The organism is Halomarina ordinaria, from assembly GCF_030553305.1.
GTDB classification, from domain to species: Archaea; Halobacteriota; Halobacteria; order Halobacteriales; family Haloarculaceae; genus Halomarina; species Halomarina ordinaria.
This window is the reverse complement of the sequence record NZ_JARRAH010000001.1, coordinates 1,150,230-1,164,112: the sequence shown is the minus strand read 5'-3', so window position 1 is coordinate 1,164,112 and position 13,883 is coordinate 1,150,230. Positions and strand designations below refer to the sequence as shown.

General features: G+C 68.4%; 14 protein-coding genes. 8 read left to right on the top strand and 6 right to left on the bottom strand.

The annotated features are described in order from the left end of the window. Positions 1 to 34: 34 nt before the first annotated feature. On the bottom strand, positions 35 to 1,192 hold the full coding sequence (locus P1Y20_RS06315) for a pyridoxal phosphate-dependent aminotransferase (protein WP_304447814.1): 1,158 nt from the start codon (positions 1,190 to 1,192) through the stop codon (positions 35 to 37). Continuing rightward, positions 1,189 to 1,677, bottom strand: a complete 489-nt coding sequence (locus tag P1Y20_RS06310) for an Lrp/AsnC family transcriptional regulator (protein ID WP_304447813.1) — start codon at positions 1,675 to 1,677, stop codon at positions 1,189 to 1,191. The genes P1Y20_RS06315 and P1Y20_RS06310 overlap by 4 nt, the downstream gene beginning before the upstream one ends. A gap of 207 nt (positions 1,678 to 1,884) precedes the next feature. Between P1Y20_RS06310 and P1Y20_RS06305 the strand changes: the two genes are divergently transcribed. From P1Y20_RS06305 to P1Y20_RS06290, 4 genes are all read left to right on the top strand, one after another. Beyond that, entirely contained in the window at positions 1,885 to 2,061 is a 177-nt protein-coding gene (locus P1Y20_RS06305; protein ID WP_304447812.1) for a DUF7317 family protein, read from the top strand. A 50-nt stretch (positions 2,062 to 2,111) separates the two neighbouring features. Next, positions 2,112 to 2,300 carry a DUF7317 family protein gene (locus tag P1Y20_RS06300; RefSeq protein ID WP_304447811.1) on the top strand — a complete coding sequence of 63 codons (189 nt, stop codon included), beginning with the start codon at positions 2,112 to 2,114 and terminating at the stop codon, positions 2,298 to 2,300. A gap of 166 nt (positions 2,301 to 2,466) precedes the next feature. Beyond that, positions 2,467 to 2,889 (top strand): EamA family transporter, encoded by a 423-nt coding sequence (locus P1Y20_RS06295; protein WP_304447810.1) that lies wholly within the window; start codon positions 2,467 to 2,469, stop codon positions 2,887 to 2,889. A 42-nt stretch (positions 2,890 to 2,931) separates the two neighbouring features. Continuing rightward, complete coding sequence (locus tag P1Y20_RS06290) at positions 2,932 to 3,492, top strand: thioredoxin family protein (RefSeq protein ID WP_304447809.1); 561 nt, start codon at positions 2,932 to 2,934, stop codon at positions 3,490 to 3,492. Here P1Y20_RS06290 and P1Y20_RS06285 read toward each other — a convergent pair whose 3' ends face one another. From P1Y20_RS06285 to P1Y20_RS06275, 3 genes are all read right to left on the bottom strand, one after another. Further along, on the bottom strand, positions 3,493 to 5,331 hold the full coding sequence (locus P1Y20_RS06285) for a formate/nitrite transporter family protein (RefSeq protein WP_304447808.1): 1,839 nt from the start codon (positions 5,329 to 5,331) through the stop codon (positions 3,493 to 3,495). A gap of 64 nt (positions 5,332 to 5,395) precedes the next feature. Beyond that, a complete protein-coding gene (locus P1Y20_RS06280) occupies positions 5,396 to 6,148 on the bottom strand; it encodes a metal-sulfur cluster assembly factor (RefSeq protein WP_304447807.1) in 753 nt (250 codons plus the stop codon). Further along, on the bottom strand, positions 6,148 to 7,209 hold the full coding sequence (locus P1Y20_RS06275) for an amidohydrolase family protein (protein WP_304447806.1): 1,062 nt from the start codon (positions 7,207 to 7,209) through the stop codon (positions 6,148 to 6,150). The genes P1Y20_RS06280 and P1Y20_RS06275 overlap by 1 nt, the downstream gene beginning before the upstream one ends. 116 nt (positions 7,210 to 7,325) lie before the next feature. Here P1Y20_RS06275 and P1Y20_RS06270 point away from each other — a divergent pair, with 116 nt between their 5' ends. Next, a complete protein-coding gene (locus P1Y20_RS06270) occupies positions 7,326 to 8,372 on the top strand; it encodes an NAD(P)-dependent alcohol dehydrogenase (protein ID WP_304447805.1) in 1,047 nt (348 codons plus the stop codon). 1 nt (position 8,373) lies between these two features. On the opposite strand, the gene P1Y20_RS06265 is transcribed toward P1Y20_RS06270, so the two are convergent. Next, entirely contained in the window at positions 8,374 to 9,924 is a 1,551-nt protein-coding gene (locus P1Y20_RS06265; RefSeq protein WP_304447804.1) for a uracil-xanthine permease family protein, read from the bottom strand. Between the two features lie 295 nt (positions 9,925 to 10,219). Here P1Y20_RS06265 and P1Y20_RS06260 point away from each other — a divergent pair, with 295 nt between their 5' ends. From P1Y20_RS06260 to P1Y20_RS06250, 3 genes are all read left to right on the top strand, one after another. Then, positions 10,220 to 10,897: an O-methyltransferase gene (locus P1Y20_RS06260; protein WP_304447803.1), complete on the top strand. Its 678-nt coding sequence runs from the start codon at positions 10,220 to 10,222 to the stop codon at positions 10,895 to 10,897. A gap of 61 nt (positions 10,898 to 10,958) precedes the next feature. Beyond that, entirely contained in the window at positions 10,959 to 12,614 is a 1,656-nt protein-coding gene (locus P1Y20_RS06255; protein ID WP_304447802.1) for a long-chain fatty acid--CoA ligase, read from the top strand. 100 nt (positions 12,615 to 12,714) lie between these two features. Next, positions 12,715 to 13,866, top strand: coding sequence for an acyl-CoA dehydrogenase family protein (locus P1Y20_RS06250; protein ID WP_304447801.1), 1,152 nt, complete (start codon positions 12,715 to 12,717; stop codon positions 13,864 to 13,866). Positions 13,867 to 13,883: the final 17 nt, after the last annotated feature.

The window sequence follows — 13,883 nt, the reverse complement described above, 5'->3', positions numbered from 1 at the left end:
TCTATTTCTCTATAATTCTTCGACTCGAACGAAGTTACTCGACGAACCGCTCGATGCGGTCCATCGCCGTCCGGAGGTCGTCGAACCCGGTGGCGTAGGAGACGCGGAGGTGGTCCTCGCCGCCCGCACCGAAGGCGTCGCCGGGGACCATCGCGACGGACTCGGCGTCCAGTAGCGCCTCGGCGAAGGCGTCCGTGTCGTCCCAGGGGCACTCCGGGAAGACGTAGAACGCGCCGGTCGCCTCGAAGCAGTCGATACCCATCTCCTCGAAGCGCGCGAGGACGAACTGTCGCCGGCGGTCGTACTGCCGACGCATCTCGACGACCTCGTCCCCGCACTCCTCGATGGCGGTGAGCGCGGCGTGTTGCGCCGTCGTCGGGGCCGAGAGCATCGTGTACTGGTGGACCCGGTTCATCGCCCCGATGGCCGACGCCGGTCCGAGCGCGTAGCCGAGGCGGAGGCCCGTCATCGCGTAGGCCTTCGAGAAGCCGTTGAAGACGACCGTGCGCTCGCGCATCCCCGGGAGCGTGGCGATGGAGGTGTGTTCGCCCTCGTAGGTGAGTTCCGAGTATATCTCGTCGGAGAGCACCACCAGGTCGTGTTCGCGCGCGAACGCGGCCACCTCCGCTAACTGCTCGCGGTCCATCGTCGCGCCCGTCGGGTTGTTCGGGTAGCACATCACCAGCAGGTCGGCGCCCTCGGCACCGACCGAGGAGAGCGCCTCCGGGGTGAGGACGAACTCGTCCTCGGCGCGCGTCGGCACCGACAGCACCTCCCCGTCGGCGAAGACGACGCCCGGGACGTACGAGACGTACGAGGGCTGGGCGACGGCGACGGTGTCGCCGGGGTCGACGAGCGCGCGGAACGCGAGGTCGATGGCCTCGCTCGCGCCCGCCGTCACCAGCACCTCGTCGTCCGGGTCGTAGTCGAGGCCGTAGCGGGCCTCGCAGTCGGCGGCGATGGCCTCGCGCAGTTCGCGCTTCCCCCGGTTGGCGGTGTAGGAGGTCTGCCCGCGTTCGAGCGACTCGATGGCCGCCTGCCGGGCGCGCCACGGCGCGGTGAAGTCGGGCTCGCCCACGCCGAGCGAGACGACGTCGTCCATCTCCTCGGCGAGTTCGAAGAACCGCCGGATGCCCGAGGGCGGGACGCTGCGCACGCGCTCGGAGACCGTGATGGGCTCGTCCTCGCTCATGGAGTCACCGACAGGCGGTCGTCGTCGTGCCCGTCACCGAACTCGATGCCGGCCTCCTTGTAGCTCTCCATGATGAAGTGCGTCACCGTCTGGGTGACCTCCGGGACGGGCGCGACCTGTTCGCTCACGAAGCGCGACACCGCCGACATCGACTCGCCCTCGACGGTCAGCGCGAAGTCGTAGTCCCCGCTGACCAGTCGGAGGGTGCGCACCTCGTCGAACTTCACGAGTCGTCCCGCGATGTCGTCGTAGCCCGTCTCGCGGTCGAGCGTGACGTTGCACTCGACGAACGCGCGCACGCGCTCCTCGCCCACCGCCTCCCAGTCGACGACGGCCTGGTAGCCGCGGACGGAGCCGTCCGCCTCCAGCGCGTCGACCGCCGCGGCTACCTCCTCCTCCGCGACGCCGAGCTGGCGTGCGATGTCGGCGGTTTCGACTCGGGCGTTCTCGCACAGCAGGTCGAGGACCTCGCGCTGCGTGTCCATGCCACGAGACGGGGCCAGCGCCCTAAAGAGGCTTACTGCAGAGGCAGACCCTTCCCGCCCGTTCCGGCCCCTATCGACCGGACGAACGTGCGAATAGTTCGCACGATGAGTGGCGAACGTCACGGGAGGTTCAATAGAATATTAATTTCACTAGGCACTAGCGGGGATAGCTTTACATACTTGAACGAAGTATCCGAACTCGTACTCATGCGTCGACACGCCGTCCTCCTCGCGACCGAACTGTACCGTTCCGGCACGCTGACGCTCGAACAGGCCGCCTCCTACGCCGGCCAGTCCCCCGACCGGTTCGCCGCCGGCGTCGGCCCCTCTAGGGAATCACCAGAACCTGTAACCCCTGTAAGGGTCAACGATACGACCTTATAGATATATTATCTCACGATATACTTATAGGGGTAACCCACATCGTTGTTCACATGCGCACTCACGCCGTCGAGACGGCGACCGCACTCTACGAAGCGGGCGAGCTCACGCTCGAACAGGCCGCGAACTACGCGGGGGTCACCGCCGGTCGGATGGCCGAGAGCCTCCGCGCCCGCGGCGTCTCGGTGACCGTCGCCCGCGACGAGGCGACGACCGCCGGCCGCCCGCTCGCCGCCCGCTGACGTCGGTACCTCCGTCCCGACCCGGTCCGCGCGAATCACCCCCTCCGGGCAGTTCGACCCTCGTTTTCCAGCACCCACGCCGCCGAGTCACGACGCGCGCCTCCGAACGCGTCCCCGTCGCGTCGGGTTCGAAACCGCCATCCCCGCGCGCCCCCCGGTTCACACAATGGCAGCCGGTTACCTCCTGTGGGCGGTCGTCGCGCTCGTGGCCTACACGTTCGTCCCCATCTTCACCAAGGCCGCGATGGAGAACATCCCGAGTACGACCGTCGCGCTGGTGTCGAACGGCATCCTCGCCGTCATCGCCCTCGGCGTCGTCCTCGTTACGGACGAACCCGTGACGAGTTCCCTCTCCGACCCGCGCGCGCCGTACATGCTCGCGGGCGGGGTCTGTCTCGCCGTCGGCATCCTCGCGTACTATCGGGCGCTCTCGCTCGGCCCCGTCAACGTCGTCGTCCCCGTCTTCGGCCTCTTTCTCGTCACCAGCCCGCTGGTCAGCGCCCTCGCGCTTGACGAGGCACTCACCGCTCGAACCGTCTTCGGCGTCGCACTGGCGATGGTCGGCGTCTACCTCGCGACGGTGAACTGAGCCGGAGTAACGCACATCCCTCCCCGCTCCGTACCCTCGGCCATGACGCTCGAAGAGTCCACCCAGGAACTCGAACGCGGCGACGAGGCACCGGCGTTCACGCTCCCCGGCACCGACGGCGAGGACCACTCGCTCGAGGACTTCGCCGACCACGAGGCGCTGTTGCTTATGTTCACCTGCAACCACTGTCCGTACGCGCAGGCGAAGTTCGACCTGCTGAACGACCTCGCCGAGGAGTACGACGAGGTGGCCGTCGTCGGTATCAACTCGAACGACGCGGAGGAGTACCCCGAGGACTCCTTCGACCGGATGGTCGACCTCGTCGAGGACGGCACGGTTCGCTACGACGCCTACCTCCGCGACGAGTCCCAGGAGGTCGCCCGCACGTACGGCGCGGTCTGTACGCCCGACCCGTACCTCTTCGCGCGCGAGGGGGACGCGTTCGAACTGGCGTACCACGGCCGCCTCGACGACGCGCTCAATCCCGACGACGAGCCGACCGAGTGCTACGTGCGCGAGGCCATCGAGTCGGTGCTCGCGGGCGAGCGGGTCGACCTGGCGTTCATGCCCTCGCAGGGCTGTTCCATCAAGTGGCGCGACTAGTCAGTCCCCGAAGATGCGCTCGCGGAGGCTCCGGTCGGTCGCGCGCTCGGTGAGCAGTATCGACTGCTCGACCCGGTTGACGATGTCGTAGTGCAGCGAGTCGGTCATGAGCCGCGAGAGGAGGCCGCGGTCCGTCGCGCCGATGAGCAACAGGGTGTGGTCGGCCGCCTCGCGCGCGATGGCCGCCTCGACGTCCCCCGAGGTGTCGACGACGATGTCCGCGTCGCCGAGGTCGTTCTCCCCGGCCCAGTCGAGGATGAACTGTTCGCCCTCCTCGCGCTCGTCCGGCCCGTCGACGACGTAGAGCAGCGTGACGTCGGAGCCGAACGTCGCCCGGAGCGCGCGGGCCACCTCGGCGCTCAGGTCGGAGTTGGGGCCACCGTCGGTCGGGAGCAGGACGCGCGAGGCGTCCTGGCCGCGGTCCCTGAGGACGAGGAAGTCGCAGGGGAGGCTGTTCGTGAGTTCGCTGAGCGAGCGCTCCGCGCGTCCGGCGGCCCACAGGCGGTCGTCGGCCCAGCCCATCACCACGAGGTCCGCGCGTTTGTGGCGCGCGAGGGTGAATATCTCCTCGAACGACCGGTGGGAGACGACCGTCGACGTCTCGCACTCGACGCCGTACCCCTCGGCCTGCTCGCGGACCCGTTCCATGAGCCGGTCGGACTCGTTGACGATGCGGTTGCTCCGGGTGCCGCCGTAGCCCCGACGGGCGAGGCGGTCCGGCACCTGGACGATGTGGACCGCCTCGACGATAGCGTCCTCGCGCTGACTGGCGAGCGTGCAGGCGAGGTCGACGAGGTGCGACTCCGTCCGGGGGTTCGATATCGGGACCAGGAGGCGCGTCGCCTCGCTGGTGCTGCTGCCCCGGTGTTCGGTGGTGTCGATGAGCGGGACGTAGGACCGGCCGACGAAGCCGCCGAACAGCCACTCGCGCATCGTGAGCTGTCGGCGTGCCCCCTCGAACCGGGCGTCCTCGAGGCGCTCCTCGGTCGTCTGGAAGTAGTTGACGACGGTCACCAGCAGCACGCCGCCGACGGTGTTGCCGAGCAGGACCGGGAGGACGAACTGGGTCATCCCGACGAAGACGCTGGTCTCGCCGAGGTGGACCAGGTACACCGTCTCCGTGATGGAGACGACCGAGTGAAAGAGGCCACCGAGCGGAATGGCGAGGAACGCGAGGTAGACGACGACGAGCCGCGAGATGGTGTCGCGGGCGGCGTACTCGACCCAGACGACGCCGGCGACGATGAGGCCCGCGAAGGCGGCCTTCGCGAACAGCGACCACCACCCCGTCTCCAGTCCCTTCCGACTCACCTCGACGGCTATCGTCGCCGCTTCCGACGAGAACACGTCCCCGTAGGCGAGGGCGGTCGCTCCGGCCGCCCCGCCGGCGGCGTTCCCGAGGAGCACGACCGTCCAGTTGCGCAGCAGCGCCGGGACGCTCGCCAACCGTTCGAGTGTCAGTGCCACCGGCGGGAGCGTGTTCTCGGTGTACAGCTGGTAGCCGCCGATGATGATGTAGATGAACCCGAGCGGGTAGAGCAGGGCGCTCAGGATGGGGTCCTCGCCGGTCTCCGCCGACACCGAGACGTAGAGCAGGAACGTGATGGTGATGGCGAAGCCGCCGGCCAGCGCGCTGAAGAACAGTTCGCGGCTGCCGGACGTTATCTCCTCGTCGGCGGCGGCGACGATGCGCTGGAAGACCTCGTCGGAGGAGAACCGGTCGCGGACGACCTTCCCGGCGGCGGGCGCCCCGCTCCTCGACTGTTCGACTGCTTCTCTGACTGATTCCTGCGGGTCCGGAGGGTCCGCGCCCCGTCCGGGACGCTCTCTGTCGGCCATTGCCCCCCGTACTCTCTAGAAAAGCTAATCGTTTGGCATCGGTGCCAGTGTCGCCTGCCGCCGCTCAGTCGTCCGCGCCGTAGCGCGCGCGCCGCAACCCGTCACAGACGGTTCCCTGCCCGCCCATGTTCGTCTTCGCCAGCCGCGCCCGACGCTGGACGAGGTCGAACGACGACGGCGTGAGGGGCTCGCCCTCCGGCGAGGCGAACAGACGGTCCTCACCCGAGGTGACGAGACCGGTCTCCGTCGCCTTCTCGACGACGCGGGCGAGCGGTTCGCGCGGCGCGAAGACGGTCAGCGCGCCGTCACGAACCGCTACCGCGGCCCGGTCGGCGTCCGCGTCGAGCGTCACGTCCTCGCGTCGCAGGTCGGCTATCTGCTCGGGGGCGAGGCCCGCCTCCGAGAGTGCCTCGACCGCGTCGTACTGGCGCGCCAGGCGGGCCTTGGCGTCGAGCGTCGCCCGCACGGCCGCGACACCCTCGGTGGCGTCCTCGAACACCGACTCGAAGGGGTCGCCGGCGTTGACGCCCTCGGTTATCTCCTCCCCGTGCATGTGGTCGACGAGTTCGACCTCGACGCGTCCGACGCCGGGGAGTTCCTCGACCTCCTCACGGACGTCGCTCGCCATCATCCACGCGAAGGCGGGCGAACACCACGCCGTCGGGAGGGCGAACCGGACGAACACCCGGGGGAGGTCGACCTCGATTCGCTCGACGTACTCCAGGTCGACGATGGAGCGGTCGAGCTCCGGGTCCGTAACTCGCTTCAATCGCTCGACGACGGCCGGCCGGCCGGTGGTGGGAGTGTCGACGCTCATCAGTCGTCGGCGGGCGCCGGCCCGCGGTCGTACTGGTCGGCGAGGCCGAACTCCTCGCTGATGTCGTCGGTCCGGAGGTCGCTCTCCTTCTGGGGGATGTCGATGTCGTAGAGGGTGGCGGCGTTCTCGCCCATCACCTTCTTCTTCACGTCGAGGTCGAACTCGACGCCGAACTCCTCGCGCTGCTCGGGCGTGAGTTCCGCCTCCATCACCGCCTCGACGAGCCAGTCGGGTTCCCAGATGGCGTAGTCGCTGCCGAAGAGGACGCGGTCCTCGCCGAGCCAGAACAGCAGTTCGCCGATTATCTCGCCGAACTTCCGCGGTCGGGCGTGCGCGAGCGGTGCCGCCACCGCCAGGCCGCCGTAGACGTTCGGCTCCTGGGCGGCAATCCAGCAGAAGTCGTCGAGGCGCGGGAGGCCGACGTGTTCGACGACGAAGTTGAGTTCCGGGAACGACGTCGCCGCGTCGTCGACGTCCGCCACGTCGAAGGCGTCGCGGTTCAGCGGCCGGATGGTCGGTCCCTTGTGTGGGTGGACGTTCTCGATACCCAGTTCCGCACACTTCTCCAGGTACTCGAAGGCCTCCTCGCTGTCGAGGCGCCACCCCTTCGAGTCGCCCTTCCACTCGGCGGTGTACACCTTCACGCCCGTGATGTCGTACTCCTCCTTCTGGCGTTCGAGTTCCTCGAGGCCCTCCTCGCCGTCGCGAGGGTCGAACCGCCCGTTCACGATGAACCGCTCGGGGTGTTCCTCGACGAGTTCCGCGTTCTTGTCGACGGTGTTGAACCCCTCCTCGTAGAACTCCTCGAGGTGGGTGGGCTGGAAGATGGCCATGTCGACGCTCCCGTCGCGAAAGAGGTCTTTGACCAGTCGGTCGGACCCGTACTTCCGGTACTCGGCGAGGTCCCACTGGTGTTCCTCGGGCGTGAACCCGGTGTGGTAGTCGTAGAAACACTGGATGAACTGCTCGCCGCCCTCGTGGATGATGTTCTCCTCGCTGGCGTCCCAGTTGTGGATGTGAGCGTCCACGACGAAGACGTCCTCCCCTTCGTGCTGATACATGTGTACTAGTATCACGGACATTGATGGCAAAGCGCTTTCGGGCATTTCACGGCCACGAGAGTGTGTAGAGCGATGACAATAGGTTTTATCCGCTCCCGTCCGTGGTCGGTGGTACCATGCAAGCAGCCCGACTGCACGAGTACACCGAGGACATGAGCGAGGCGCTCTCCATCGACGAGGTGGACGCGCCCCAACCCACCCGTTCGGACCACGTCGTCGTCGACGTTCAGGGGGCGGGGTGGTGCCAGACGGACAACCACATCATCGAGGGGATGTGGACCGACTACGTCGAGCAGGACCTCCCGATGACGCTCGGCCACGAGAACGCCGGCACCGTCGTCGGGGTCGGTGAGGAGGTGACGACCGTCTCGGAGGGCGACCGGGTCATCTGTCACCCCGTCCTCCCCTGCGGGAAGTGTCGCCCCTGCCGCCTCGGCGAGGACATGCACTGCGAGAACCTCTCGTTCCCGGGGCTCACGACCGACGGCGGGTTCGCCGAGCGCCTGCTCACCTCCGAGCGCTCCGTCATCCCGCTGCCCGACGGGGTGGACCCGGTGGACATCGCGCCCCACGCCGACGCGGGCATCACGGCCTACCACGCGGTGAAGAAGGCCGTCTCGCAGCTCGTCCCCGGCGACTACGCCGTGGTGGTCGGCGTCGGCGGCCTCGGACACATCGGCCTGCAGTGCCTCGACGCGATGAGCGCCGCCCAGCTCATCGCCCTCGACGTGAAGGAGGAGGCGCGCGAGCTGGCGACGGAGCTCGGCGCGGACTACACGCTCGACCCCGAGAACGACGACGTCCCCGCCGAAATCGACGCCATCACCGACGGCGCGCTGGCGACGCAGGTGGTCGACTTCGTCGGGCGCGACCCGACGCTCGCGCTCGCACCGGACATCGTCCGCGGGACGGGCGAGCACCACGTCGTCGGCTACGGCGGCCACGTTCACGAACCCGCCCAGACGCTCGTCAACGGCGAGTTCTCCTACGTCGGCACGCTCGTCGGACAGTACACCGAGTTACAGGAGCTCATGGCGCTCGTCGCGCAGGGCGACGTCGACCTGCACACCTCGCGCTACGGGCTGGACGACGTCAACGAGGTGGCCGAGCGCCTCGAACACGGCGAGATAGAGGGGCGGGCGGTCATCATGCCCCAGGAGTAGGCTAGTCCGCGCTCTCGGCGGCCCCGCCGTCCTTGCGGACGAAGCGGTCGTACGCCGACTGGAAGTCGTCGTTGCCCTCCGCGATGCGCTCCCAGTCCGCGAGGCCGCGCTCCTCGGGCGTCCCCGGGATAGTGTTGTCGAGGAACAGCGCCACGACGCCGCCGACGGCCATGTTCGTCGTCCCGATGATGTAGAACGTCCCGCCGACGGCGTTCGTCGCGAGGACGTCCCCGACGACTGGCACGGTCGCCAGCCCCTGCTGGAACGTCGTCGCGTCGCCGACCGCGCCCATGTAGGCGGGGACGGCCATCCCGGCGAAGATGGCGAGGCCGATGACGAAGAGGTTCCGCGAGGAGTCGAGGTCGACGTACTTCAGGTTCGAGAGGCCGACGGCGACGATCTGCCCGAACATGGCGATGTAGAGGCCGCCGACGATGGGGTCGGGGATGGTGGCGATGAGTTGGCCGAAGTAGCCGACGAAGCCGACGACGAGCATCACCGCCGCGCCGATCTGGACGACGTAGCGCGAGGCGACGCCGGTCAGCCCGATGGCGCCGATGTTCTCCGAGTAGGAGGTCGAGCCGCCGGTCCCCATGACGCCGGCGAAGACGTTCATCAGCCCCTCCATCCCGATGCCGTGGTTGATGCGCTTCGCGCTCGGCGCGCCGACGCCCGACAGCCGCGCGACGGCGTGGTAGTCCGCGAAGCTCTCGACCATGGAGGCGACGACGCCCGCGAACATCCCGACGATGAACGAGGTCTGGAACTGCGGCATCCCCCACATGAACGGGTAGATGGCGTAGACGGGGTCGGCGCTCGCGACGGCGTTCAGGTCGACGTAGCCGATGCTCCCGGGGGCGTAGACGCCCGTCACCGAGAGGACGGTCGCGACGAGCCACGCCCCCGCGATGCCGAGGATGACCGGGAAGAGGCTGAACGCGCGGCTGCGGTCCCTGAGGTACTGCGAGAACAGGACGATGAGGCCGAGGGTGAGCAGGAGGAGCCACCAGTTCTGCTGGGCACCGGCGGCCTCGGCGTTCACGTCGACGATCTGCGGCGCGGAGAACAGCGAGAGCCCGATGAGCGTCACGACGGGCGCGACGACGACCGGCGAGATGTACGACCGGAGCCGGCCGACGATGCCGAGGTAGCCGACGGCCACCTCGGCCAGCGCGGCGACGATGATGGCGCCCTGGAGGAAGAGGAGCTTCGACTGCCAGTCGGGGAACCCCGAGAGGACGGGTGCGGCCGTGACGATGGCGATGCCCGGCGCGAGCATCGAGAACGGCGCCCCCTGGACGATGGGGTAGCGGTTCCCGAACGTCGTCTGGGCGAGCGTCGCCACCCCCGAGACGACGAAGAACGTCCCGACGAACTTCGCGGTCACGTCCGCCGGCATCCCCATCAGGCTCGCCAGGATGAGCGGCACCGCGATGTTCGCCCCCACCATCGTGAGGTAGTGCTGGACCCCGAGGACGACCGACGTCGACCGTGGCGGTCGGTCCTCGATACCGTACTCGACCAGCGACGATTCCTCCTCCGGCTCAGCCATCGGACCACCACGCTCCACCCATTCGAATCATCGGAGACTCAGCGAGGGGTCGAATAAACCCATCGTCACGCCGGCGAAGCTGTGCGTACGTTTACATACGAAGGGGCGACCAGCGTCGCCGTGGCCTGACCGTCGTCGGACGGCGTCCCGCGGGAGCGCGACGCAAGCGTCGTCCGAACGCCCCGCGCGTCGCCTGTCCGCCACTAATCAGAGCGGTCGCACCGACGCGACCCCCACCGAGACCGCGCGTCGCCCGCGCCACACGACTTTTGTCGCCGCCGAGCGACGCGAGGGCATGGACGACGTGGTACCCGAGCGTATCGAGCGGTTCGCCCGACTCGTCGGCCCCGAGAGCGACGCCGTCGTCGAGGAGATGGACGCGTACGCCGAGGCGACCGGCTTCCCGACGGTCGGTCCCGCCGTCGGCGGGTGGCTGCGCCTGCTCGCGCGGCTGGTCGACGCCGAGCGGGTCTTCGAGTTCGGCTCCGGCTTCGGCTACTCGGCCTACTGGGTCGCCGGGGCGCTCCCCGAATCGGGCGAGGTGGTCCTCACCGACCGTGACGCGGACAACCTGACGCGCGCCCGTGAGTACCTCGACCGCGGGGGCTACCTCGACCGCGCCGTCTTCGAGGAGGGCGACGCCGTCGAGGTGGTCGAGCGCTACGACGGGCCGTTCGACCTGGTGCTCGTCGACCACGAGAAGCATCGCTACGCCGAGGCGTTCGCGGCCGCCCGCGAGAAGGTCGCCCCCGGGGGCGTCGTCGTCGCGGACAACGCGATGACGGCCGACCCCATCGACTTCGAGGCGCTCTCGGCGCTGCTGGCCGGCGAGTCGGTCGAGACGAACGAGGCGACGCGAGGGGTCCACGAGTACCTCCGGACCGTGCGGTCGGACCCGGCGTTCGAGACGGCGCTCGTCCCCGTCGGCGAGGGCATCGCCGTGAGCCGTCGGAGCGGCACCGACGGTCCGTAGGGGGAGTCTGCGAGGAACATTCATGGCAAAAGTTAGTAGCGCCCGGGTCCACGGTTGACCCATGCCAGGCGGCACTGACATGACCCTGCGACCGTTCCTCTGGCGCGCCGAACGTCTCTACCCCGACACGGAGATCGTCTCGCGCACGGCCGAGGGTATCACGCGCTACGACTACCGCGAGTACGGCGACCGGGTCCGTCAGCTCGCGAACGCCCTCTCGGCCCTCGGTGTCGAGGAGGGCGACCGCGTCGCGACGTTCTGCTGGAACCACCACCGCCACTTCGAGGTCTACTTCGCCGCGCCCTCGCTCGGCGGCCAACTCCACACCATCAACCCCCTGCTCCCGGCGGAGCACATCCGCTACATCGTCGGCAACGCGGAGGACAAGGTGCTGTTCGTCGACCCGTCGCTCCTCCAGGCGCTCGAACCCGCCGTCCAGTCGCCCGAGTTCGACGGCGTCGAGCAGTACGTGGTGATGGCCGAGGAGGTCCCCGACACCTCCCTCGACCCGGTCGTCTCCTACGAGTCGTTCATCGAGGGCCACGACACCGAGTACGACTGGCCCGACGTGAGCGAGGACCAGCGCGCCGGGATGTGTTACACCTCCGGCACCACGGGCAACCCGAAGGGCGTCGAGTACACCCAGAAGATGCTCTGGACGCACACGATGGCCACGCAGACGCCCCAGGGCATCCCGATGGCCGACGACGACGTCGTGATGCCGGTCGTCCCGATGTTCCACGTCAACGCGTGGGGGATGCCCTTCACCGCCACGGCGGGCGGCGCGAAACACGTCTACCCCGGTCCCTCGCCGGACCCGTCGGACCTCGCGTCGCTCATCGAGGAGGAGGGGGTGACCATCACGGCGGGCGTCCCGACGGTGTGGCTCGGCCTCCAGGAGTACTGCAAGGAGAACGACGTCGACCTCTCGTCGCTCGACTCGGTCATCGTCGGCGGGTCGGCCGCGCCGAAGTCGCTCATCCGCTGGTTCGACGACCGGGACGTGGAGGTGCTCCACGCCTGGGGGATGTCCGAGATGTCGCCCATCGGCTCCGTCTCGCACCTCAAGGGCGACCTCGCGGACGCCGACGAGGAGACGAAAGTCGACAAGCGCGCCAAACAGGGGCTGATGGCGCCCGGTCTCGAGTTCCGCGTCATCGACGACGACGGCGAGGAGGTGCCGTGGAACGGCGAGGACTTCGGCGAACTGTGGGTCCGCGGGCCGTGGGTGACCAAGGAGTACTTCGCCCGCCCCGAGGCCAACGAGGAGGACTTCGAGGACGGCTGGCTGAAGACCGGCGACGTCGTCACCGTCGACGAGGACGGCTACATCAAGATCGTCGACCGCGCGAAGGACGTCATCAAGTCGGGCGGCGAGTGGATATCGAGCGTCGAGCTGGAGAACTCCATCATGGCCCACGACGACGTCGCCGAGGCGACGGTCATCGGCGTCCCCCACGAGAAGTGGCAGGAGCGCCCCATCGCGTTCATCGTCCCGACGGGCGACGCGGACGAGGCGGCCGTCGAGGCGGAGGTCATGGAACTGTTGAGCGAGGAGTACCCGAAGTGGTGGCTCCCCGACGACGTGGTGTTCATCGAGTCGGTGCCGAAGACCGCCACCGGGAAGTTCTCGAAGAAGGACCTCCGTGACGAGTACACCGACTCCTCGATGTTCGAGGGGCAGGCCCCCGACGAGGCGGCCCCCGAGAGCGAGTAACCCGAAGAACTCCTTTCGACGTCCTCGCGGTTCCACGGCCGGTCACTGTCCTCGGGTTTCACGAGGTACTTTACGCTGGAAGCCCTACCCAGGGATAGCTATGGAACTGTTAGACGAGACCGTCGTCCCCGAGCACGCGCGGGCGGTCAAGGAGGAGGCCCACGAGTTCGCGCAAGAGCACATCGCCCCCGCCGCCCAGGAGTACCACAACTCCGGCGAGTACCCGTGGGACGTCCTCGAGGCGGGGATGGACGCCGGCCTCGTCGCGCAGGACATCGGCGAGGAGTACGGCGGCCGCGGTCTCGACCTCTACGAGATACTGGCGCTCTCGGAGGAGTTCTTCCGCGCGGACGCCGGCATCGGCCTGACGATGATGCTCGCGTCGTTCGGCGCCGAGATCGTTGAGGAGTACGGGAACGACGAGCAGAAGGAGGAGTACCTCCGCCCGGTCGCCGAGAACGACCAGATAACGGGGCTCGCGGCCTCGGAACCCGACACGGGCAGCGACCTCGCGGGGATGACCACGAGCGCCGAGCGCGACGGCGACGAGTGGGTCCTCAACGGCGAGAAGTACTGGGTCGGTAACGCCGTCGAGGCCGACTGGCTCACCCTCTACGCGAAGACGGGCGACTCGGAGGACCGCTACTCGAACTACTCGATGTTCGTCGTCCCGACGGACGCACCGGGTTACGACGCCGAACACATCCCCGAGAAGATCGGCATGCGCGCCTCCAAGCAGGGCCACATCGTCCTCGACGACTGCCGCATCCCCGAGGAGAACCTCCTCGGCGTGGAGGGCGCGGGCTTCTACATGCTCGCGGAGTTCTTCAACCACGGGCGCATCGTCGTCGGTGGACACGGCCTCGGCCTCGCCGCCGCCGCCATCGAGGAGGGCTGGGAGTTCGCCCACGGCCGGCAGGCCTTCGGCCGCGACATCAGCGACTTCCAGGCCGTCCAGCACATCCTCGCGGACATGCGCATGGAGTTCGAGTCCGCCCGCGCGCTCAACTGGCGGGCCGCCGAGAAGGTCGCGGAACAGGAGAACGCCGGCCTCTGGGCCGCGATGGCGAAGACGAAGTCGACGGAGACGGCCAACGACTGCGCCGAACGCGCGATGCAACTGCACGGCGGGCGCTCCATCCTCCAGGACCGCCGCATCTCGCGCGTCTACCGCGACGTCCGCATCCCCGTCATCTACGAGGGCGCGAACGAGATTCAGCGCAACCTCATCTACAGCCAGTCGCAGTACTGAGTCCCCCGACCTCTCTG

Excerpts from the sequence above, each read along its gene's own strand:
- P1Y20_RS06285 (WP_304447808.1), bottom strand. The coding sequence starts at position 5,331 with ATGGCCGACAGAGAGCGTCCCGGACGGGGCGCGGACCCTCCGGACCCG.
- P1Y20_RS06275 (WP_304447806.1), bottom strand. The coding sequence starts at position 7,209 with ATGTATCAGCACGAAGGGGAGGACGTCTTCGTCGTGGACGCTCACATC.
- P1Y20_RS06270 (WP_304447805.1), top strand. The coding sequence starts at position 7,326 with ATGCAAGCAGCCCGACTGCACGAGTACACCGAGGACATGAGCGAGGCG.
- P1Y20_RS06295 (WP_304447810.1), top strand. The coding sequence starts at position 2,467 with ATGGCAGCCGGTTACCTCCTGTGGGCGGTCGTCGCGCTCGTGGCCTAC.
- P1Y20_RS06255 (WP_304447802.1), top strand. The coding sequence starts at position 10,959 with ATGCCAGGCGGCACTGACATGACCCTGCGACCGTTCCTCTGGCGCGCC.
- P1Y20_RS06300 (WP_304447811.1), top strand. The coding sequence starts at position 2,112 with ATGCGCACTCACGCCGTCGAGACGGCGACCGCACTCTACGAAGCGGGC.
- P1Y20_RS06315 (WP_304447814.1), bottom strand. The coding sequence starts at position 1,192 with ATGAGCGAGGACGAGCCCATCACGGTCTCCGAGCGCGTGCGCAGCGTC.
- P1Y20_RS06265 (WP_304447804.1), bottom strand. The coding sequence starts at position 9,924 with ATGGCTGAGCCGGAGGAGGAATCGTCGCTGGTCGAGTACGGTATCGAG.
- P1Y20_RS06260 (WP_304447803.1), top strand. The coding sequence starts at position 10,220 with ATGGACGACGTGGTACCCGAGCGTATCGAGCGGTTCGCCCGACTCGTC.
- P1Y20_RS06290 (WP_304447809.1), top strand. The coding sequence starts at position 2,932 with ATGACGCTCGAAGAGTCCACCCAGGAACTCGAACGCGGCGACGAGGCA.
- P1Y20_RS06280 (WP_304447807.1), bottom strand. The coding sequence starts at position 6,148 with ATGAGCGTCGACACTCCCACCACCGGCCGGCCGGCCGTCGTCGAGCGA.
- P1Y20_RS06310 (WP_304447813.1), bottom strand. The coding sequence starts at position 1,677 with ATGGACACGCAGCGCGAGGTCCTCGACCTGCTGTGCGAGAACGCCCGA.
- P1Y20_RS06305 (WP_304447812.1), top strand. The coding sequence starts at position 1,885 with ATGCGTCGACACGCCGTCCTCCTCGCGACCGAACTGTACCGTTCCGGC.
- P1Y20_RS06250 (WP_304447801.1), top strand. The coding sequence starts at position 12,715 with ATGGAACTGTTAGACGAGACCGTCGTCCCCGAGCACGCGCGGGCGGTC.